This window comes from Vibrio sp. 2CM40D, assembly GCF_023161825.1.
GTDB lineage: Bacteria > Pseudomonadota > Gammaproteobacteria > Enterobacterales > Vibrionaceae > Vibrio > Vibrio alginolyticus.
Genome location: NZ_JALNTL010000002.1, coordinates 68,520 through 89,306, shown reverse-complemented (window position 1 = coordinate 89,306; position 20,787 = coordinate 68,520). Strand labels below are relative to the sequence as shown.

Sequence of the window (20,787 nt, the reverse complement as noted above, 5' to 3'; positions counted from 1 at the left end):
ATGCATAAGCTATGAGCCTTGTTTGAAAGGAGATAGTAATTCCCGTGTCTACAAATGAAATTACAAGACGGTTGCCGAATCTGACAAGTCGTAGAGCGCTGCTGTTATACTCCTTGCCAGTTTTAGTTGCGATTGGTGTTTCTCACTCTCTCAAAGAGTCATCTTTAACCAAAACCATCGCATTGAACCTACCTGAATCTCAGGTCGTTGAAAAAATTCTTGATGCGACAACTGCCGAAGTTGTCACTCCCCCGAACTTCGAATATCAAATCCAAGCAGGTGACAACCTAAGCACTATTTTTAGTCAGCTCGGTTTCGGTTACAGCTCGTTAATGAAAGTAATGGAAACGGATTTGAACTACTTGGCACTTGATACACTTAAGCCGGGCAATACGCTCCGTTTCTGGCGTGATGATGCGACAGGCGAGTTAGCGAAAATGGAACTGCAATTTTCTATTGCAGATAAAGTGGTCTACAAGCTGAATAGTGATGGTAGCTATGACTTTACTGATATTTCCATTCCTGGCGTGTGGAGCCAAGAACCTTTAGTTGGCGTTATTCAAGGCAGTTTTTCTTCTTCTGCGAGTCGTTTAGGTTTAACGTCGGCGGAAGTGAGTCAAGTCGTAAGCTTACTCAAAGAACAACTTAACTTTGGACGTGATCTTCGTGCAGGTGATCGATTTGAAGTTGTTCGTCGCTCACAAAGCATCAATGGTGTACCAACAGGTAAGAACGAAATTGAGGCGATTAAGATTTATAATCGCGGCCGCGAGATCACCGCTTACCTTCATACTGATGGTCAATTCTACAATGCCAATGGTGAAAGCTTACAGCGCGCATTCCAGCGTTACCCTGTAAGTAGCCGTTGGCGTATCAGTTCTGGCTTTAATCCTAATCGTTTACATCCAGTAACGGGGCGTGTTGCGCCGCACAACGGCACTGACTTTGCTGTACCAACCGGTACACCAGTCGTTTCTACTGGTGATGGTACAGTGATCATGACTCGTAAACACCCTTATGCGGGTAACTACGTGGTTGTTGAGCACGGCAGCAAATACAAAACCCGTTACTTACACCTAAGTAAGATTTTGGTGAAGAAAGGGCAAAAGGTTTCTCGAGGCCAGCGTATCGGTCTTTCTGGTAAAACAGGTCGAGTGACTGGGCCACACCTTCACTATGAGTTGATTGAATACGGCCGTCCAGTTAACGCTATGCGAGCAAATATCCCAATGGCGAGTTCTGTTCCTAAGAAAGAGATGGCTACTTTTGTCGCGAACAGAGATGAAATGGATAGACTATTACGCGATAAAGAGAAAGCAGTGCTGTAATAAAGTACTTCGCTTAAAAAACAAAAAGAGACTAAGCATAGCTTGGTCTCTTTTACTTTGTGCATTAACTAGATTTGAATTCTATGACAGCAGTCTGTTCAGTACGTTAGGCACTCCGCACTTCACGTTCATTTATCAGGTGTACGATCTCTTCAACACTGTGTGGACGAGAGTAAAAATAACCTTGGATGTAGTGGCAGCCCATTTCAATTAACTTTTGTAGTGCTCTATCGTCTTCTACGCCTTCGGCAATCAAATCCACATCAAGCAGCTCTGCCAATTGCGCTATCAAAAACACTACTTGTTCAGAGGTTGTATTTGAGAGCATGTTCTGCACAAAGGTAGCATCGATTTTGATGCTATCAATCGGATAATTGTGTATATAGTTCAAGCTTGAGTATCCCGTACCAAAATCATCCAGTGCGACTTTAAAACCCAAGTATCGCAACGAGTTAAGTACCATCTGTTCACGGCCACTTTGTGAGAGTAAGACGGTCTCGGTGAGCTCTATAACAAAGTCTTTTGCTTCGTGCTGATACTTTTCAACCATGTTGGTTAAGTGATTAATATAACGGTTGGAATCAACCAGCTCATACGCTGAGCAATTGATGGAGAGTTTGACTTTATAGCCTAGGTTCGCTTCGAGTTCTTGCTTTGCGATACACGCGAGTTCAATAATCCGTTCACCTAACTCGATAATCAGGCCTGATTGTTCGGCAGCTTCAATGAACTCCGCTGGAGAGATATTTCCATAGATATTGCTATTCCAACGAGTCAAAATTTCAAAGTAATTCCAGCGGTCGCTCGTGATATCGACGATCGGTTGAACCACTACATACAACTCATCGCTGTCTTGTATATCAGTACTTAGCTGGATTCGCATTGCCTCAATAAGCTGCGTCCTACGGTGGTATAAAGCACTAAGGTGTGTGTCGTAATGCTGAATCCGTGTATCGCGGTGTTTTTTACAATCTTTGAGAGCGAGACTGGCATTCAAAATCAGCTCATCGCTGTTCAACATATGTACTGGGGCACGTGCAATACCAATACTAACGGTGAAAGAAATCCGGTTAGATTTGTCGCTGTAGCCGCTTTCAATTTTGTCGAGTACTTCCTGACACACGGCGACAGGATCTTCGTCGTACGTGATGAAGGCGAATTCATCTCCTGCAACACGGAACGCATTGTTTGGCGACGACAAGCTCTGTTGAATGGCGTTAGCTGTGAACTTAATGATTTGGTCGCCGATATAGTTTCCGTTGATATCATTGATCGATTTGAAATTATCGATATCAAGATACGCCAAACTGAATGGGCGAGTCGCCTGCTGCGTTAATGTCTCCAAGGTATCAGCTAAACAGCTACGGTTGAGCAGTCCAGTTAGGTTATCATGCGATACCTCATAGCTAAGCTGATTAAGAAGCTTATCTGAACGTTCACTGACCCACTTTTCACGTAAGCTATGAATAATGACATTGGCATAAAATCGGTGGCAGTCGAGGATATCTTGCGCTTCTTTCGCGTGGATGCTTCGGGTAAAGGTAGACAGTAAAATTCCCAGAACTTCGCCATTTTGTGTCTTCAATGGCAGGCCAATGTAAGCTTGAATGCCATCTTCTTGAAACATCTTATCTTCAGGAAAACGCTTGTATACCTGGTCTTGATAGAAAATATGTTCGCCAATGTCTTTCGCCACTTTTTCACAGGGGGTGCCTGAAAGGTGGTAGCTTAGGTTGTCTGTAATTTTTCCATTGCTGGCGAAGGAAATGGTATGAGCCGAATGCTGAAGATGCGCAACTTCTACAACGCAAGTGCAATGGCTCTGCAAGTGTTGATGAATATCTAGCGTGACTCGGTTTAGCTGAGCCGTGCCGTTTAGCTTCAATATCTCATCAATTTTGTGGAAACTGATTTGTACCTGACCCATTGAGCATTTCACCTAGCGTTGTTATTAACATATCGTGTAAGACACGACGAATTATTATTTGATATGCATCAAATAAACTATCGGTTACTAAGGCAGATTTTTCAAATTTTGTGAACGAACAAATCATTATTTTCATGTTTTTATGCTTGAACCTTTTAAAGATTCAAGCATAAAAACGCTAAGCTAGGTGCGCTTCTCCTCTTCTAATCGTGATTTGAGATAATCGAGGAATAGCTTAGTCCGGGTATGCTGATAATCCAGCTTTGGATAGTAGGCATATACAATGGCTTTATCCGCTGTGATATCGGGCAGGATAGGGACTAACGCGCCGGATTTGAGATCATCTTTGATCATGACGTTGTTCGTCATCAAAATACCCATGCCTCTTTTGGCACCATGAAACAGCGCTTCTGGGTTGGTCGTGGCAAAGTTACCGGACAAGCTGATACGCTTACCTCGATTTGTTTTGATTTCTCGTGAGGGCTTTTCGCCCCAAATCAGGACATTATGCTCTGTCAGATCCTCAACGCATTGCGGTGTTCCATATTTTTTTAGGTAACTAGGCGCGGCGTAAAACTGTGCTTTATGTTCGAAAAGCGCTGTGGCTTTGAAACTTAGAGAGTTCAGTTGCTCTAATTCCCGGCTAATAAACAGGTCTAAGCTTAGCTCTGGCAATTGGCCTGGTAGCGTTGTTGTTAATTGAAGTGTGATGTCTGGATATTTCTCAAGAAAATCATCAAGATAATGAACTAGAAATTTAGAACCAACGGCCAGCGTTGCCCCAATTTTTAATAGCCCTGCTGGTGATTGGTTGACTGAGCGAGTTTCATCTAATACCGATTGCCATGAATCAAGCTGACTTTTTGCTCGTTGATAAAACAGCGCACCAGCTTCAGTTTGGCTAATTGAGCGGGTCGTACGTTTGAGTAGTTGAACGCCAATTTTATCTTCTAGCCATTGAACTCGCTTACTGATAGCTGAGCTGGTGGTATTGAGTTTCCGCGCTGCTGCATTAAAGCTACCTTCTTCGACCACACGAATATAACTCTTCACGCTTTGAATCCAGTCCATTGTATCTCCTTGGGAATTAATTCCTTTCCAACTTAGCTGATTATCATCTTTGAGTATCAAATATACACTGTTTGCCATCAATCTGTCACAAAGTAGGAGGAACGTTTGCGTAAAACACCATTGTTATTAGCGATGATGATCATTGCCACAGGCCAAGTTGGCGTTAGTATTTATCTTCCTTCTTTGCCATTGATTGGCCATGACTTGAATTTGCCGCAACATTCGATTCAGAATCTCGTCACGCTGTTTCTCGTTGGCTTCGGTATCTCTCAGCTTTTTTACGGCCCATTGTCTGATGCGATTGGTCGTCGGCCGGTGTTTATTCTGGGGCAAAGTGTATATCTAGTTGGTACGGTTATTTGCATCGCGTTTTCGGACAACATTGTTGCCCTTGAAGCGGGACGGTTACTGCAAGGCCTAGGAGCGGGCAGCGCTTCGGTACTTGGTCGGTCAGTACTGCGTGATAGTTATGACGGTATGCAATTAACCAAAGCGCTATCTTATATTTCAGTCACTGCTTCAGTGATGCCAATTATTGCTCCGCTGTTTGGTGGCTGGATTGCTTTTCACCTGAGTTGGCATGCTGTCTTCGTGTTTGTGCTGATTTACTTAATGGCAATTTTTACACTTGGTTTATTGGTGCTGCCAGAAACGCTGCCTTATCCGAAGAGAAAATTTAAAGTAGGCGAAGTAAGCGCGAACTATTTGCGTCTGTTAACGAATACACAAGTGATTGGTAGTGCGAGCTACAACTGGCTTAGTTATTTATCGGCTCTGGTTACGCTCTCCTTGTATCCATTTTTAATGCAACAAGAGTTAGGATTAACGGCGGCAGATTACGGCTCTTTAATGATCATACCATCAGTTGGTTTGCTGACGGGTAGCTTAGTGCTGAATTTGATCAACGCTCGTTACAAAGCTCAGCAAATCTTGCTGATGAGTTTCGCGATTGTTGCTATTGCTGGCTTCATGTTGTTGGTTACCCCCTTCAGTGTATTTTCATTACTAGTGGCATTCACGTGTTTAAGTTTTGCTCAAGGAATGTCATTCCCGGTATCGATCAGTTTGCTACTTTCACCACATAAGCAACAGGCAGGCGCGGTTTCTGCGCTATCTGGTTCTATTCAAATGTGTTTAGCAGGTTTGTTTGGTGGGTACTTAGTAGACTCATGGGTTACGAATCAGCAGCAGCTTGGGGTGTTTTATTTGTTTATTGCGTTACTTTCTTGCTTTGTTCTTGTACTAAGCCAATTTCGTAAAGTGCCAGAAGGGACGGTTCAAGCAGAAACTTCCATCTGAATATACTTGCAACCAGAAGGTCGGCTTTCTAAAATGCGCAGCTAAATTAAGTCTGGCTTGTTGTGTATACTGAATGACTTGGTTTGAAAGGAAGAGGGCGAACCTTGATACTTCTCTCAAGCTTGGAATACATTTCTGCCCAATGGCTATCCGATCTCTAATCGTTAGGTGAAAGAATGCAACAAAACGAATTTGAAACACTGGTAAAAGAAATTACTCAGCAAGAAAGCATGCCAAAGGCACTTGAAATCTTGAAGGCGTGTGAGGAAGAAGAAGTTGCACAAGCGGCGCAATCCCTAACGGGTCAGTTTGGCCTTGCAGAAGTTGATGGTGAGAAACGTATTTACCATATTACCACTCAAGAAGATGAGTCCGGAGAAGAGCAAGAATACGTAGAGCACGTCATGAATGAAGGCGATCACTTGATCAAGTTTGCTGCGTGGTTCTTTGAAACATTCTTTGAAATCAAACAGAAAGATACGTACGTCGCAGCGGGTAAAACATACCAACAACCTAAGCGATAGACGCTCATTTCAAGAAATCCACGAAAATCAAACTGAAAGTTAATTACAAAACAAATGTGACTGGAGTCTTGTTTTTATCTAATTGTGGTGTAAAATTACAACATAGTTAAGTCAATACATTCAGGAGAAGGTCATGGGTAACGAACTTGGTGGTGCTTATATTGGCCAGATGATTGCAAAAGACGCGATGCACAAAGCGCTTTACGGTAAAGCGAAGAAGAAAAAAGCTTCTGTTTTTGCTCGTGTTATTAAAAAACTGGCGAAATAATTTAAAAAGCCCTGATTGAAAAATCAGGGCTTTTTGCTTTTCTCTGTTTTGTTGTTAGTAAGTAGCCAACATATTGCACAACATTGGCAAAACGCTACTCAAAGACTGATGACATTTAAATCTAGAATTACGCGGATTGGCTTGGTATCTCCACAACATTGTTAGGCACTTTATCTAGCCCCTTTGCTGATAACCACTTTTCTAAATCGTCAGCGCCTCCAATATATTTTCCATCTAACCAGATTTGCGGCACTGTCACCGGTGTTTTTTCGCCAATGATGGCTTTTACTTCAGGAATCATGCGGTATAAGGCGGCGCTGTCTTTAACTACATCATGGTACTCATACTGAACGCCAGCCTCGTCAAGTAATTGTTTGGCTTTGACACAGTAAGGGCAAGTTGCTTTACCATAAACAATGTTGCCTTTTAGCTCATCGCGTTTTACCCACTCAGCAATAACAGACTGTACAAGCACACCCCGATTCAATGCTTCTCCTTGGCTGATAACTTTCCCTTCGACAAGAAGAATGGGTGCATGCCAAGCACCAGCTTTTAATGGTTCCCACCAGTGCGATAACCAATCTTTTACTTCAAGTTCAACGGGCACATCGGCTAGTTCGTTTTCAAAAGTATCCTTTAAAATATCTTTGGTTAATGTACATTCACCACAAGGAATATTGACTTTGAATGGGCCCCAACTACCAGCCCAGCGATACAGTGTAATTTTGATTGGTTGACTCATATGGGTTCCTCATTTCCTTTCCTGAAAATATAGAACTTTTAAATTAGATTTTTCTTTCAACTAACTTTGTCTTTTTCGCTTCCCAATGCGTAATAAACGCAATAGATGCAATAATAATCGCAGCACCTAACCATAAACGACCAGGTGGCACCCAACCAAACACCAACCAACCAGCAACAACATTCAAAGGCAGTTTGGCGTGATCAAATGGTTGCACAAATGAGGCGTCTGCTACTGCATATGCTTTAACGATAGCCCATTGAGCGAGTGCTGTAAGTGCACCTGCGGCTAAAAGCACACCCCATATCGTCCACGTATCTGGCATAGTAAACGTCGGTATCGCTAACAAGATATTAAATGGTGTTATCAGCAGCAATAAATAGACAACCATGGTTGATGGCGGATCGTTTACCGACATTTTTTTTACCATTAATGAATACGCTGCCCAGAAAAATGCGGCGCCAACAGGGAGCAGGGTCGCCCATGTAAATGAGTCTGCCCAAGGCTCAAGAATGATCATGGCACCAACAAACCCCGTCAATGTCGCTAACCAGCGTGCAGTACCTACTTTCTCTTTGAGTAACAAGCCAGAACCAACTGTGGCAAATAACGGGGAGGTCATGAGAAGTGCAATACCTTGCCAAATTGGAACTGGGTAAGCGAGAGCCCATAACCAAAGTTGAATCCCGATAACAGAGAGAAAAATGCGGAATGCATGCCAGCCAAAGTGTTGGGTTCTTAAAGAACGTCTAATCCCAAGTGTACGTAGGTAGGGCAGAATAACAAATAAGGCGATTGCATATTGGAATAACGCAAATGTGGTGGAGGAGACACCAAAGTTGATGCTAGCAATTTGGGCGAAGCTGTTCACTATGGCGAATGCCAAGCCAGCTGTTAGCATCCAGGACGCACCTTGAACAGGATGATGATTCAATTGAAAAATTCCAGTTTGATAGAGGTGGCGGGATCATACGTCCTATTGTTTTTCGCGCCAATAAAAAAATGCCTCCCAGAGGGAGGCGACATTACCAATTCAAAGGACGTGCCTGTTATAACAGGTACAAAGAACGAGAAGCACAAACGCTGCCATGCATTTGCATAAATAATATTGCAGAACACGTGCCAACTTTTATATATTTGATTTTAAATGGTTTTTTGGTTTTTCTATGTTGTCGATTAGATGAAATGCACTAACTTAGTGATCAATCGCATTAAAAGAGGGCAGAAGTAGGCGTCGTTACGCTCGTTTTTCATTGCTGAGCGATGCTTCGATAGTGTGAAAACTTATCGAGTTGTGTTGGGTTAAATAAAAAATGGCCAGCAAAGGTGCTGGCCAAGTGGACTCGCTCTTAGGACAAGAGTGAATTAGAAATCGTAACGTACGCCTAGGCGCAGTGTATCTTCGCCTTCTGTTACTAGACCTGTTGTTGCATCTTTTGCTTCATCAAGTTGGTTGATGTAGTAAGACAGGTAAGTACGGAAGTTGCTGTTTAGTTTGTAGTAACCAACAAGCTCGATACCTTCAACGGTGTCGTACTTTGAACCGTTGTCTGGATCATTCTCTTGAGCTGTGTATAGAGCTGCAAGTGTCACTTTGCTTGCTACTTTGTAGCTTGCGACTAGCTCGTAAGCCGTAAAGTCTTCAGAGTCAGTCAGGGAACCTTGAGAATAAGTACCTGCTAGGTAAAGGTTGTCCATCGAGTAAGCGATACCACCTAGAATTTGATCTTCAGAGTTATCTTTATCTACATCGCCACCAGAGTATGCAAGACCAAAGTCGAGGCCCATTGGTAGTGAGTACATTCCAGAGATGCCGTATTTATCTTCGTTATCGCTAGAGTTTGCTTGGTAGGTTGCTTGAAGTTGTAGTGCATCAAACGCACCACGGTATGCGAAAACGCTGTCTTGCTTATCAGAAGACGAATCAATAACTTGCTGAACACCAGAGAATTCAGTGATATCCGTCATGTCAGAGATGATGACTGCAGCCATGTCTTGACGACCTACAGAGAAAGCACCGATATCAGAGTCGACGCCTGCATACATGTAGCGGTTTTTGAATTCACTCTTGCCCGTTTTTTGTTCGGCTTCGTAAACACCGAAAGCAGAAAGGCCGTTGCCGATGTCTGTTTTACCTTTTAGGTTAAGACGAGCACGGCTTTTATCTTCCATAGAACCTTCAACTTCAGCACCGTCTGAACCGATGAAGTCACCACGAAACTCAACGCGGCCGCCAACTTTTAATTCAGTACCGTCGTTTTTGTATACAGTTGCTGCGAATGATGGTGCTGATACCAATGCTGTAAGAATTGCAGTAGTTAGTGCTGCCTTTTTCATTTTCTTATTACCCTAGTTGTAATCGATGGGCTTTCTTGCCCGATGTGTTGATGACGCTAAGGTAAAGGCTGAAAATGAAAGATAGATTTCTGTTAAGTTATGATTTGATTGCACTTTTATTGCTGGAAAGAATAAGTTCCCCTTCTCATACCACTTATAAAAAGAAAGGTTTATCTTTTTTGAGGTTTTTTCCTCTCCGTTAAAGTCTGTGTTTTTTTCAAAAAGTTCCTGAATTGCTTCTTGACCCTAAATGTAAGTAAACATTTCAATTTGGCAGGGAAGTTTGGCCTAAAAATAGCGAATCATCAGCTATTTGTGAGCTAACTCTCTCTAAAGCATTTCTTATTGTAAGGTTTTTATTTCTCGATTTCTTAAAGACTAAGTAAACGATTGCTTTTTAGGTTTTGTCTGAGATCTTTTCACTCGGTTGTCAGGAACTAATCAAATAAAGTGTCGGCAGTTGTTACACAAAGGTAAAAGTAATCTGGTGGAAACGATGCCTCGGATAGCCTTTGTATTCCTCTCTTTGTTCATCATTTCGTTTTTACGAAAGTGAACCAAAGCCGGGTCTAAAACTGACTAACCAACTAATAAGTAATGGATTTAGAAATGAATAAAAAATTATTAGCAGCGGCAATCGCGGCAGCAACCTTCGGTACTCAAGCAGTTGCAGTGGAACTATATAATAACGATGGCACAACATTTTCCATGGGCGGCCACGTTTCTGTTAATTTAAATGGATCAGAGCAAGGTGACACGGATGTGGGTACTAACTCTCCTCGTATCAATATCTCTGCGACACAGGATTTGGGTAATGGCTTCACCGCAGACGCACGTGGTGAATGGGCGCTAAACTACTTAGACGGTGGTGAAGAGTCGTTTAAAACTCGTCTAGGTTACTTAGGTATAACACATGAGGTTTATGGTCGTGCAGTAGGTGGTACGCAATGGTCACCTTACTACGATGTCGCAGGTATTGCAGATATGCCAATCGCGTTTGCCAACGACTTCATCTATGACGATCATGGAAACCTTGGCACTGGCCGTGCGGATAAAATGCTTTCTTACCGTAATGCCATCGAGCTGGGTGAAGCGGGTGTGATCAACTTTGGTCTTGGTTGGCAGGGTGCAAACGATGATTACACGCGCAACGATGCTGGAGTTATAACTGGCGGTGCTAAATACGATGACCGTGTGCAAGCTGCGCTTTCTTACTCAATCATGGGCGCTAAAATCGGTTACTCTTACAATGGCGGCGATTTCCAGCACCCTGCATATGCAGGTAAGCACACGGCGGAATCACACGTTGTATCAGCATCTTACGGTGCGTACGGCCAAGGCCTATTCCTTGCTGCGGTTTATGGTTCAAACGAAAACATGAACTTCAGTGCAAAAGGCGACCGTTTAGAAGAAAGTGATGCGTACGAAGCGATCATCGCATACGCTCTAGCAAACAGCCTAAACTTGAGTGTTAACTATGAGATGGTGGAAGGTAAAGAGTTTAAGAGCTCTAAAACAGAAACTGCTCGTGAAGAAATGGCACTACAAGCAGAATACAACTTCACGCCTAAATTTGTTGGTTACGCGGGTTACCAGTTTGACCTAAATGACGACAATGGTCGTGAAACTGATGACAAATGGGCGTTAGGTGCTCGTTACTACCTATAATAGGATTTAGCGAGAACTATTATTCAGCTCATTGATCTAAAGCCAGCCTCGTGCTGGCTTTTTTGTCTATTTGTTTTACAAATACTTTGCTGTTTCAATTAGATGATACAAAACTCAAAACGGGGTGAATGTCTTATTTTTTACACTAGAGGTTGCTATTTAGTGTCGTTAAGTCAATAGGTTAGATTATGATGGGATTTTTGTTTTGCAGGGAAGAATGATGAGTGTTATTCAAGTTGAAGAAAAGAAAGTAGAAGTGGGTAAAGTGCTTTGTGTTGGACGAAATTACGTTGAACATATTCATGAGCTTAATAATGCAATGCCTGAGCAAATGGTGGTATTTAATAAACCCGCAACTTCCGTATCAACAACTCTGCGTTCATTCCATCAAGAGCCCCTTCATTATGAGGCTGAAATCTGCTTTTTGATCAAGGATGGACGTTATTCAGCGGTTGGTTTGGGATTGGATCTGACCAAGCGTGGTTTGCAATCCTCGCTTAAAAATCAGGGGTTGCCGTGGGAGCGAGCTAAGGCATTTGATGGCTCTGCTGTGTTTAGTCGGTTTGTCTCTTTGGATAACATTGATATCAATGATCTTAACCTTGAGCTCTTAATCAACTGTGTTCGTGTACAAAAAGGTCACGTTAACCAAATGCTCTATCCGCCGCTAACTATCCTGGATGAATTAACCAGTTACACAACACTTCAAGATGGCGATGTAGTGATGACCGGTACACCAAAGGGCGTTGGTGAGGTACATGAAGGTGACATCTTCCTTGGTCGATTAAAGTGTGGCGATGTCACCTTGTTGGAGATTGAGTGGTTGGCGGATTAAAGCCAAATTCGTAGAACGAGAAATACCACCATACTGATAACCGTCGTTAAAAGAACATTTTTAGTAAAATACGCGATTAAAGCAGCCAGTATGGCAGCCAGTAAAAATGGGTTTTGCACATTGACGCTGAGCTCCCCATCTGGAATGAAAACGATAGGTGCCCAGATCGCAGTCAGTACTGCGGGGCTAGCGTAATTGAGTACTTTTTGAGTGCGCGTCCCTAATCGCAATGGTAGCTTGGGTTCTAAAAACAAGTAGCGGCTGGTGAAAACAAGTACCGTCATCAGTAAAATAGCCAACATGATCATTAGCGTTTCTCCTTTACTTGTTCCACAAAGTAACCAGTAAGCATGGCTAAAATGCTTGAAATCATCAAACTTCCCTCAATTTGATAATAGGTTAGGGCAACTGAGCTCACCAAAGCCACAATAACACTCGCGAGCACCGCTGCATTTTTAATGGTGGGTACTACTATCGCGATAAAAGTTGCGGCCACAGCAAATTCCAAACCCATTTCGTTCAGTTCAGGGATTAGACTTCCCGCAATAATGCCCGTCAATGTCGCGACATTCCAAAACAGGTAAAAACTCAGACCAGCCCCAAGTGCATACCAGCGATTAAATTGTTTATCGGAATGGTGGCCTACAATCGCAAACAGCTCGTCAGTAAGTAAGAAGCCGAGTGATAATCGCCATTTTAGAGGGAGCGGTGCAATTTTACTGCGCATCGATACACTGTATAGGAAGTGTCGAGAGGTGATAAAAAACGTTGTCAGTAACATGGTCACTAGACCTGCTCCCGTTTTAATCATTCCCATCGCGACGAGCTGTGCAGAACCTGCGAACAAAATGGCGGATAGTGCTTGTCCTTCCAAAGGGTGAAGCCCAGTATCAATTGCGAATGAGCCTGCGAGTAAGCCCCAAGGGAGCACTGCGATACTCAAAGGCATCATCGCAAGTGTACCTTGCCAAAATAGCGTGGCTTTTGATTCTTTTTGTAACGGCAAAGTGTGGTCCATAGTTTCTTCTTATTTATTCCTAAATCAGATTACCAAGATAGCTCGGTAGTCGCATAACGCCTTGTACAATATTGCTGCTTTAGCTGTGACGGACGTATTGGCCGGGAGTGACGCCCATGGCTTTTTTAAAGTGTCGATGCAGATGGCTCTGATCATGGAAGCCACATTCTTGTGCCACGTCTGAAATTTTTTGTCCCATTTTTAGTAGCTTCTTCGCCATACGTAAACGTTGCTGAATTTGATAGGCATGAGGCGGAAAGCCAAATTGCTTTTGAAACTCTCTCAGCAGATGAAAAGGGCTTAATCCAGACAGTTTCGCGAGTTCTTCTAGTGAGACGTCCGTTTGTGGAAAGTCTTCCAAAAATTCTCTGACGAGCTGCACTTGTCGCTGAGCTCTGGTTGATTCTTTCAGTGGTGCCCGATGAGTGCTGTGTTTACTGGCTAGCTTGATCAACGTGCCGTAAACCAAAGTTTCTCTCAATAAACGGTTGTCTGATTTTTCTAGTGTTTCAAATACCAGTCGTAACTGACTAGCCAGCTCAGGATCGTAAACCACAGGTTGAGGGAAATAGGGCAGAGCTACATTTGGTGAGCCAAGCTCTTGTCCTAAAGTTTGAAACTGCTGAGGTACGGGGTACATTGCTTTGTATTCCCAGCCGCCTTCCGAGGCTGAATGCCCGTTGTGTACTTCATCTGCATTAACAAGGATGATGCTGTCCTGTGGCGCGATATGGTTCCCGCCCGTCCTAAAAAATTGTTGTGCCCCTTTTTCGATGACACCAATAGTGTAACCTTCGTGGCTATGGCGTGAAAAATTCTGCTTCTCATACTTTGCATCGAGAAGTTCTAAACCGCCGAGCTCTTGAGCTATCTTGAAGGTAGCGATTTCCTTATTCTTTTCTTTCATCTTTATCCGGTCTGCTCAAGAAAATCATTTTAGAAGTGTAACGGATCCATCGTGCTTATTTTTGTACAAAATTGCTATTCGATTTTGATAAACAGGCGAATTGATTGCTATTTTTCAACTGGGCAAACTATGATTTTTATTTTTTGATTTATCTTGGCTATTTTGGGCTGGATGATGTTATTTTGTTGGTATAACATTCGCCGCCTTGTTGTAGAAAAGCGGTTTCATCATGATTGATTTATCTGTACTTCCTGTTTATCTCACCGCAGTAGTGGCTTTGTTGCTGTTACCAGGGCCCGATATGTTGCTGATAGCGAGCTCTAGTATGAGTTACGGTAAGAAGGTCGGTTTTTTTGCTAGCTTAGGCAATGCGACGTCTGGTGTTATTCTTACTTTGCTTGCTGCAATGGGCGTATCTACCCTGATTGCCATGAGCCCAATAGCCCTTAAAGTCCTTCATCTATTAGGTGGCGCTTACTTGCTAAAAATGGGTTGGGACTGCTTACGAGCTGAGGCATCTTCGGCTCCAGAGCTTGATGGTCAAAACAAAATGGCATCAACTTATTATCAGCGTGCTTTGATGAGTAATTTGCTTAACCCTAAAGCCTTGGTCTTTTTTGTAATGTTTTTGCCGCAGTTTGTCTCAAGCAATATCACGGCATCTTCCGGTGAGCAGATGCTAGCGCTAGGGTTATTGTTGAACGTTCTTGGCTTGTCATTCAATTTATTACTTGTTGGGTTAGCAGGCACATTGGGCAAAGGGCTGCTCGAGAACGAAAAATTCCGCACGTATCAGCATAAACTAATGGGGTTAGTGTTTGTTATTCTGGCGTTGTGGATGCTGAGTAGTTTCGCCTTGTAAAGTTATCATATTCCATCAGAAAGCCAGCAATTGCTGGCTTTTTGTTTTAGGATATTGGTGTTTCCTAAGGATAGGATATATGAAGCTTGAATTTTGTTTAAATCCAGATCAAACAGACCTTGATTTTGTTCGTGAAGGTATTCGATCTTATAACCGACTGCATTTACCTGAAGGGGAAGTGCATGCTGTAGGCTGTTTCGCAAAAGATGAGAATGGCAAGATCATGGGTGGCTTGACTGGCGAAATGTTTAAAAATACGGTGTTTGTTGAGTTTTTGTGGGTAGACGCTGAAAGTCGAACCTCTGGTCTCGGTAGCCAATTAATGTCGATGCTAGAACAAAAAGTAAAGCCTCATGGGGTTACCCATGTTTATTTGGATACCTACAGCTTTCAAGCTCTTGAGTTCTATCTCAAATTGGGTTTTGAGAAAGTGGGGCAGTACTCAGGCTATCCTGCAGAGGGCATCCACAAGTACTTTCTACAAAAGGAAATTGTAGGCTAGGGAAAGCACGGGTTAGCTTGACTTGTTCTAGTGAAAATCAAAAAAGAGGCGCGAATTTGCGCCTCTTGTTGTATCAAATATCTATGTTTCTCTTTGACTTACAAACTTTGCTGGTGCGCGTCGATAAGTTCGTTCATCTTCGCTTCTGCTGCTTGCTGTGCTTGTTCATAGCTCATATCCGCAGGGAAGAGGTTGATGACTTCGTAGTAACATTTTAGTTTTGGCTCAGTACCAGAAGGACGAACAATCACGCGTGATTGATCTTCTAGGTGATAAATCAATACGTCACTTGCTGGTAAGTCAATGGATTCTTCAGAGCCGTCGTCAAACATGCGAACCGATGTTTTAAGATCTTCGGTTACTGCAACTTTTTTACCAGCAATCTCTGTTGGTGGATTGGCTCGGAGTTTGTCGCCGATTGGTGGAGAGTTCGGGTCGAGAGCGATGCTGCGTTGTGCGTTGAAGTAGAAACCGTGCTCGCGGTACAGCTCTTCCAGTTTATCCCACAGTGTTTTGCCTTGCGCTTTAAGCTTGCCTGTTAGCTGTGAAAACGCGACGATTGCAGATAAACCATCTTTATCCCACACCTTGTTACCCACGGTATAACCGAGCGCTTCCTCATAAGCAAACAAGAATGGGTTGGTTTCTGTCTCTTGTTCCATGGCAACGTTAGTAAGCCATTTAAAGCCAGTTAATGTTTGATAGTATTGTGCGCCATGTGCCTTAGCGATGCTGCTCAGCATTCTTGAGGATACGATGGTGTTGCCAACCAAAGCGTTAGGTTGCTGTTCCAGCAAGTAATCGCCAAACAGTGAACCCACTTGGTCGCCGGTTAACATCTGATACTCGCCATCTGGGCGTTTAACTGCCACGGCAAAACGGTCTGCATCTGGATCGTTCGCGCAAGCGATATCGGCATCTACGGACTTACCTAATGCCATCACCATGTCCATTGCACCGGCTTCTTCAGGGTTTGGGAAGTTGACGGTTGGGAAGCTTCCATCAGGTTCGCGCTGTTCCTTAACACTTGCCACTTTTTGGAAGCCTGCGTCGGCAAGTAGCGTTTCCGCCATATTCGCGCCAACGCCATGCATCGCAGTGTAAGCGATAGAAATATCGGTGTTGTTGTCAGGAGTAAGCAGCGCGTTTTCATTCATTGTCTTACGGTAAGTTTGGTAGTAGTCGTCTTCCAACCAAACTAACAAACCGTGCTGTTTTGCATCATCGAGAGACATTAAAGGTAATGGCTTCGTTGTTGCGTCATCAATTTTCGCTGCGATTCCAGAGTCGTGTGGAGGAATAATCTGTGCGCCATTTTCCCAATATACTTTGAAGCCATTGTATTCTGGTGGATTGTGGCTGGCAGTAACAACAACAGCGGCCGCAGCATTCAATGTACGGACACCAAACGCAACAATTGGGGTTGCTGAAACGTCATACGTTAGGTAAACCTTGATACCAAGGGCCGTCAGTACGGATGCGGTATCATGCGCGAATTGTTTTGAATCGGGACGACCGTCGTAGCCAATAACGACACCACGACTCGCGGCATCTTTGACTTGCTCAAGCAAATAGTTCCCTAAACCAGTGGCGGTCTCTTGAATCACCAAGCGGTTCATTCGGTTTGGACCTGCGCCCACTTTGCCACGTAAGCCTGCAGTACCAAAGGCAAGGCGTGAGCCAAAGCGATCAGTAAGTTCTTGTTCATTGTTCGTATCGACGAGGTGTTGTAGCTCTTCACGAGTCTTAGGATCAGGGTCTCGTTCTAGCCATTGAGTAATTAGTGCTGTCATATCAGTCATTCCTTAGTAGGTGGAGCCTACTTTCTTGGACACTTCGTTTGGTAAGTATCTCAATGTTTTCTTTTAAATCAATGTAAATGGTTCTCAATTACATTTCAAAGAGGGCAATCGATAAACCGAATTAATTTTTCTTATCAGAACAAAATTTAATCATATTTAATTTCTTGAAGAACCTTGGAACTATAACTAGCCTTTTAACATAAATATAACAAACCGTGTCGAAATCGTAGTTTTTGTGATTTTTCGTAAAGTTGTTCGATATTTGCATCGGGACGCAAGGAAGCTCGCGTAGGCGTAGCGGCTGAGCAGAGGAGAGATCTTTTGAAAAGATTAACGACTACTCTAGCCTTATCACTGAATGTGATTTTAATCACATTTTCCTCTTTTGGTTGGTCAAAGGAAAATGACTACAACATGACAAAAGGGGTCACAGAGATAAGTGGGCAAGTGTATGAATTACATATGCTGATTTTCTATATCTGCTGTGTAATTGCTTTGATTGTTTTTGGTGTGATGTTCTATTCCATCTTCCGTCATCGCAAGTCAAAAGGAGCAGTTGCCGCACATTTCCATGAAAGTACAAAAGTGGAAATTATTTGGACGGTCATACCCATCATCATTCTTGTCGCTATGGCGATTCCCGCAACGAAAACTTTAGTCGCAATGGAAGACACAAGCCAATCGGATATCACGGTCAAGATCACAGGCTCGCAATGGAAATGGCATTACAGCTATTTTGGCGAAGATGTTGAGTTTTTTAGTTTGCTTGCCACCAGCCAAAAACAAATTGATGGAATCGAAGCTAAAGGCGCACATTACTTACTGGAAGTAGACAACCCTTTGGTGTTGCCTGTGAATCGCAAAGTGCGTTTTTTGATGACTTCTGATGATGTCATTCACTCTTGGTGGGTACCAGACTTTGCCGTCAAGAAAGACACCATTCCAGGTTTTATCAATGAAGCATGGACAAGAATTGATGAGCCAGGCGTATATCGCGGTCAGTGTGCGGAGCTATGTGGTCGTGCACACGGATTTATGCCGGTGGTGGTGCATGCGATGGAAGAAGAAAAGTTCGATGAATGGCTAGCGAGTAAGAAGGAAGAACTCGCGCTTCAAAAAGCGGCGGCACAAGAAGCGCTCTCTCAAGACTTATCTATGGACGAATTGATGTCGCAAGGCGAATCGATATACACGGCGCGTTGCGCTGTGTGTCATCAGGCAAATGGTGAGGGGATTCCGGGTGCATTTCCCGCGATTAAAGGCAGTTCTATTGCAACCGGAGATGTTACAGAGCACATAGATATTATTGTCAACGGTCGCCCGGGCACCGCAATGCAGGCTTTTTCTAATCAGTTAAGTGACAAAGAAATTGGCGCGGTTATCACATATCAACGAAATGCATGGGGCAACGATACTGGCGATACAGTGCAAGCATCCGATGTGAATGCCTTTAAGGCACAAGGCAGTGCTAAGGAGGAAATATGAGTAAGCCAATAGATAAGGCAGTGAAGTCTGCGCCAGCAGAAGCCAGTGCGAGCAGTACCATTGCGATCGATGATGGTCACGAGCATCATGCACCCCAGGGCATCACTCGTTGGTTGTATTCTACAAGCCATAAAGACATAGGCACCCTCTACCTTTGGTTTAGCTTTGCGATGTTTCTAACAGGTGGTGCGATGGCAATGATCATTCGTGCCGAACTGTTCCAGCCAGGGCTACAGCTAGTCGATCCGCAGTTTTTTAATCAAATGACCACGGTACACGGTTTAGTGATGGTATTTGGTGCGGTGATGCCAGCATTTACTGGTCTTGCTAACTGGATGATCCCGATGATGATCGGCGCTCCAGATATGGCGCTGCCGCGCATGAACAACTTGAGCTTTTGGATCTTACCTTTTGCATTTCTTATTTTGTTGAGCTCGTTGTTTTTACCTGGCGGCGGTCCTGATTTTGGTTGGACGTTTTATGCTCCGCTGTCCACGACTTATGGCCCGGATAGCACTGCGCTGTTTGTATTCTCTGTTCATATCATGGGTATCAGTTCCATTATGGGCGCGATCAACGTTATCGTGACGATCGTAAATATGCGAGCTCCGGGAATGACTTGGTTCAAGTTACCAATGTTTGTTTGGACTTGGCTAATCACCGCTTTCTTGTTGATCGCGGTTATGCCGGTACTAGCGGGTGCGGTGACCATGGTTCTTACTGACAAATATTTCGGGACTAGCTTCTTTGACGCAGCTGGTGGTGGTGACCCGGTAATGTTCCAACACATCTTTTGGTTCTTTGGTCACCCAGAAGTGTACATCATGATTTTACCGTCGTTTGGAATCATCTCCGCCATTCTGCCTGCTTTCAGTGGTAAGAAGCTGTTTGGTTATCATTCGATGGTTTACGCGACGTGCAGCATTGCATTGTTATCTTTCCTTGTGTGGGCGCACCACATGTTTACCACGGGGATGCCAGTTTTTGCTGAGCTCTTCTTCATGTATTGCACTATGCTGATTGCGGTACCAACGGGGGTTAAAGTCTTTAACTGGGTTGCCACCATGTGGCGTGGAGCTCTGACCTTTGAAACGCCAATGTTGTTTGCCATTGCCTTTATTGTGCTGTTTACTATTGGCGGCTTCTCGGGACTGATGTTGGCGATTGTGCCGGCGGATTTCCAATATCATGACACTTACTTCGTGGTTGCCCATTTCCATTATGTGTTGGTATCTGGTGCGGTATTCTCGATCATGGCAGCGGCATACTACTGGCTACCTAAGTGGACGGGCAATATGTACGACCACAAGCTGAGTTTATGGCATTTCTGGTGCTCAATTATTTCCGTCAATGTCCTGTTTTTCCCAATGCACTTCCTAGGCTTAGCGGGCATGCCAAGACGCATACCGGATTACGCCATTCAGTTTGCTGATGTTAATCAAATAGTATCAATTGGTGGGTTTGCATTTGGGTTGTCACAACTGATCTTCTTATGGTTGGTGATCAAGTGTATTCGTGGCGGGGAGAAGGCTTCTGCAAAACCATGGGAACGTGCGGAAGGCTTAGAGTGGACAGTGCCAAGCCCTGCGCCACATCATACGTTTACTACACCGCCTAAGATTGACTAGCAAGTGGGGTGAGTGACATGAAACCGAATCCATCAAACAAGAAGCTCACAGTGAAGTTATTTTTGGCGACCCTGTTAATGTTTGGCTTCGGCTATGCACTGGTCCCACTTTATGACGTGATGTGCGACGCACTGGGAATCAATGGAAAGACAAGTGAAGTAGCCGCCATTCAACCGACAGGTATGCAACCGGACATGAGCAGAACTGTTCGCGTGGAGTTTATGGCGCATGTCAGCCCAGATATGCCTTGGGAGTTTAGACCCAAAGTGATTTCGATGGATGTTCACCCAGGTGAAGTCGTACAAACCGAATACCTTGCATTTAATGAAAGCGGGCAGAAGTTGGTGGGGCAAGCCGTTCCTTCTGTTTCTCCCGGGACTGGAGCTGCTTACTTCAATAAGATTGAGTGTTTTTGCTTTAACCAGCAGCCTCTGGATGGTAAACAGCAAGCTCAAATGCCGTTGATTTTTTATATCGAACCGGACTTGCCGGAGTCTATACACACGTTAACGCTGTCTTACACACTCTATAAACTTCCCCCTCCTACAGGCTCTTAGCCACTCAGGGAGAGAGATACAGACCAA

20 protein-coding genes are annotated in these 20,787 nt (G+C 43.8%); 11 read left to right on the top strand and 9 right to left on the bottom strand.

Going from position 1 to position 20,787, the window contains the following annotated elements; all coding sequences use genetic code 11:
* Positions 1–44: 44 nt before the first annotated feature.
* Complete coding sequence (locus tag MTF70_RS03790) at positions 45–1,328, top strand: peptidoglycan DD-metalloendopeptidase family protein (RefSeq protein ID WP_205461309.1); 1,284 nt, start codon at positions 45–47, stop codon at positions 1,326–1,328.
* A 106-nt stretch (positions 1,329–1,434) separates the two neighbouring features.
* Here the strand turns inward: MTF70_RS03790 and MTF70_RS03785 are convergent, their stop codons facing one another.
* Positions 1,435–3,255 (bottom strand): GGDEF domain-containing phosphodiesterase, encoded by a 1,821-nt coding sequence (locus MTF70_RS03785; protein WP_205461312.1) that lies wholly within the window; start codon positions 3,253–3,255, stop codon positions 1,435–1,437.
* Positions 3,256–3,438: 183 nt separating this feature from the next.
* A complete protein-coding gene (locus MTF70_RS03780; protein WP_005385181.1) occupies positions 3,439–4,326 on the bottom strand; it encodes a LysR family transcriptional regulator in 888 nt (295 codons plus the stop codon).
* A 105-nt stretch (positions 4,327–4,431) separates the two neighbouring features.
* Here MTF70_RS03780 and MTF70_RS03775 point away from each other — a divergent pair, with 105 nt between their 5' ends.
* The 3 genes from MTF70_RS03775 to MTF70_RS24340 all read left to right on the top strand — a co-directional run bounded on the left by MTF70_RS03775 (position 4,432) and on the right by MTF70_RS24340 (position 6,417).
* Positions 4,432–5,625 carry a multidrug effflux MFS transporter gene (locus MTF70_RS03775; RefSeq protein ID WP_031780949.1) on the top strand — a complete coding sequence of 398 codons (1,194 nt, stop codon included), beginning with the start codon at positions 4,432–4,434 and terminating at the stop codon, positions 5,623–5,625.
* A gap of 176 nt (positions 5,626–5,801) precedes the next feature.
* Positions 5,802–6,149, top strand: coding sequence for a hypothetical protein (locus MTF70_RS03770; protein WP_005375501.1), 348 nt, complete (start codon positions 5,802–5,804; stop codon positions 6,147–6,149).
* A gap of 133 nt (positions 6,150–6,282) precedes the next feature.
* Positions 6,283–6,417: a hypothetical protein gene (locus MTF70_RS24340; RefSeq protein WP_017635854.1), complete on the top strand. Its 135-nt coding sequence runs from the start codon at positions 6,283–6,285 to the stop codon at positions 6,415–6,417.
* 127 nt (positions 6,418–6,544) lie between these two features.
* Here MTF70_RS24340 and MTF70_RS03765 read toward each other — a convergent pair whose 3' ends face one another.
* The 3 genes from MTF70_RS03765 to MTF70_RS03755 all read right to left on the bottom strand — a co-directional run bounded on the left by MTF70_RS03765 (position 6,545) and on the right by MTF70_RS03755 (position 9,496).
* Positions 6,545–7,159 (bottom strand): glutaredoxin, encoded by a 615-nt coding sequence (locus MTF70_RS03765; protein WP_005385185.1) that lies wholly within the window; start codon positions 7,157–7,159, stop codon positions 6,545–6,547.
* Between the two features lie 43 nt (positions 7,160–7,202).
* Positions 7,203–8,060 carry a DMT family transporter gene (locus tag MTF70_RS03760; protein ID WP_005375542.1) on the bottom strand — a complete coding sequence of 286 codons (858 nt, stop codon included), beginning with the start codon at positions 8,058–8,060 and terminating at the stop codon, positions 7,203–7,205.
* A 464-nt stretch (positions 8,061–8,524) separates the two neighbouring features.
* Positions 8,525–9,496, bottom strand: coding sequence for a porin (locus MTF70_RS03755; RefSeq protein ID WP_005375535.1), 972 nt, complete (start codon positions 9,494–9,496; stop codon positions 8,525–8,527).
* Positions 9,497–10,105: 609 nt separating this feature from the next.
* On the opposite strand from MTF70_RS03755, the gene MTF70_RS03750 reads away from it, so the two are divergent.
* Together MTF70_RS03750 and MTF70_RS03745 are read left to right on the top strand one after the other, a co-directional pair.
* Entirely contained in the window at positions 10,106–11,164 is a 1,059-nt protein-coding gene (locus MTF70_RS03750) for a porin (protein ID WP_042521502.1), read from the top strand.
* Positions 11,165–11,384: 220 nt separating this feature from the next.
* Positions 11,385–11,999 (top strand): fumarylacetoacetate hydrolase family protein, encoded by a 615-nt coding sequence (locus MTF70_RS03745; protein WP_017635857.1) that lies wholly within the window; start codon positions 11,385–11,387, stop codon positions 11,997–11,999.
* Here MTF70_RS03745 and MTF70_RS03740 read toward each other — a convergent pair.
* The 3 genes from MTF70_RS03740 to MTF70_RS03730 all read right to left on the bottom strand — a co-directional run bounded on the left by MTF70_RS03740 (position 11,996) and on the right by MTF70_RS03730 (position 13,924).
* Positions 11,996–12,307: an AzlD domain-containing protein gene (locus MTF70_RS03740; protein ID WP_005375528.1), complete on the bottom strand. Its 312-nt coding sequence runs from the start codon at positions 12,305–12,307 to the stop codon at positions 11,996–11,998. The two genes, MTF70_RS03745 and MTF70_RS03740, sit on opposite strands and share 4 nt — an antisense overlap.
* Entirely contained in the window at positions 12,307–13,017 is a 711-nt protein-coding gene (locus MTF70_RS03735) for an AzlC family ABC transporter permease (RefSeq protein ID WP_005375526.1), read from the bottom strand. The genes MTF70_RS03740 and MTF70_RS03735 overlap by 1 nt, the downstream gene beginning before the upstream one ends.
* 79 nt (positions 13,018–13,096) lie before the next feature.
* The gene (locus MTF70_RS03730; protein ID WP_005385198.1) at positions 13,097–13,924 is read right to left on the bottom strand and encodes an AraC family transcriptional regulator; all 828 of its coding nucleotides are present in this window, start codon (positions 13,922–13,924) and stop codon (positions 13,097–13,099) included.
* A gap of 229 nt (positions 13,925–14,153) precedes the next feature.
* On the opposite strand from MTF70_RS03730, the gene MTF70_RS03725 reads away from it, so the two are divergent.
* Together MTF70_RS03725 and MTF70_RS03720 are read left to right on the top strand one after the other, a co-directional pair.
* Positions 14,154–14,786: a LysE family translocator gene (locus MTF70_RS03725; protein WP_115386735.1), complete on the top strand. Its 633-nt coding sequence runs from the start codon at positions 14,154–14,156 to the stop codon at positions 14,784–14,786.
* A gap of 79 nt (positions 14,787–14,865) precedes the next feature.
* Positions 14,866–15,288: a GNAT family N-acetyltransferase gene (locus MTF70_RS03720; protein WP_005375519.1), complete on the top strand. Its 423-nt coding sequence runs from the start codon at positions 14,866–14,868 to the stop codon at positions 15,286–15,288.
* A gap of 98 nt (positions 15,289–15,386) precedes the next feature.
* On the opposite strand, the gene MTF70_RS03715 is transcribed toward MTF70_RS03720, so the two are convergent.
* The gene (locus MTF70_RS03715) at positions 15,387–17,081 is read right to left on the bottom strand and encodes a phospho-sugar mutase (protein WP_205461314.1); all 1,695 of its coding nucleotides are present in this window, start codon (positions 17,079–17,081) and stop codon (positions 15,387–15,389) included.
* 330 nt (positions 17,082–17,411) lie between these two features.
* Here MTF70_RS03715 and coxB point away from each other — a divergent pair, with 330 nt between their 5' ends.
* From coxB to MTF70_RS03700, 3 genes are read left to right on the top strand one after another with little or no spacing between them, the layout of a single operon-like run.
* On the top strand, positions 17,412–18,575 hold the full coding sequence (gene coxB, locus MTF70_RS03710) for a cytochrome c oxidase subunit II (RefSeq protein WP_138939614.1): 1,164 nt from the start codon (positions 17,412–17,414) through the stop codon (positions 18,573–18,575).
* Entirely contained in the window at positions 18,572–20,203 is a 1,632-nt protein-coding gene (gene ctaD / locus MTF70_RS03705; RefSeq protein ID WP_138939613.1) for a cytochrome c oxidase subunit I, read from the top strand. The genes coxB and ctaD overlap by 4 nt, the downstream gene beginning before the upstream one ends.
* Positions 20,204–20,220: 17 nt before the next feature.
* Positions 20,221–20,760, top strand: a complete 540-nt coding sequence (locus MTF70_RS03700; protein WP_205461316.1) for a cytochrome c oxidase assembly protein — start codon at positions 20,221–20,223, stop codon at positions 20,758–20,760.
* Positions 20,761–20,787: the final 27 nt, after the last annotated feature.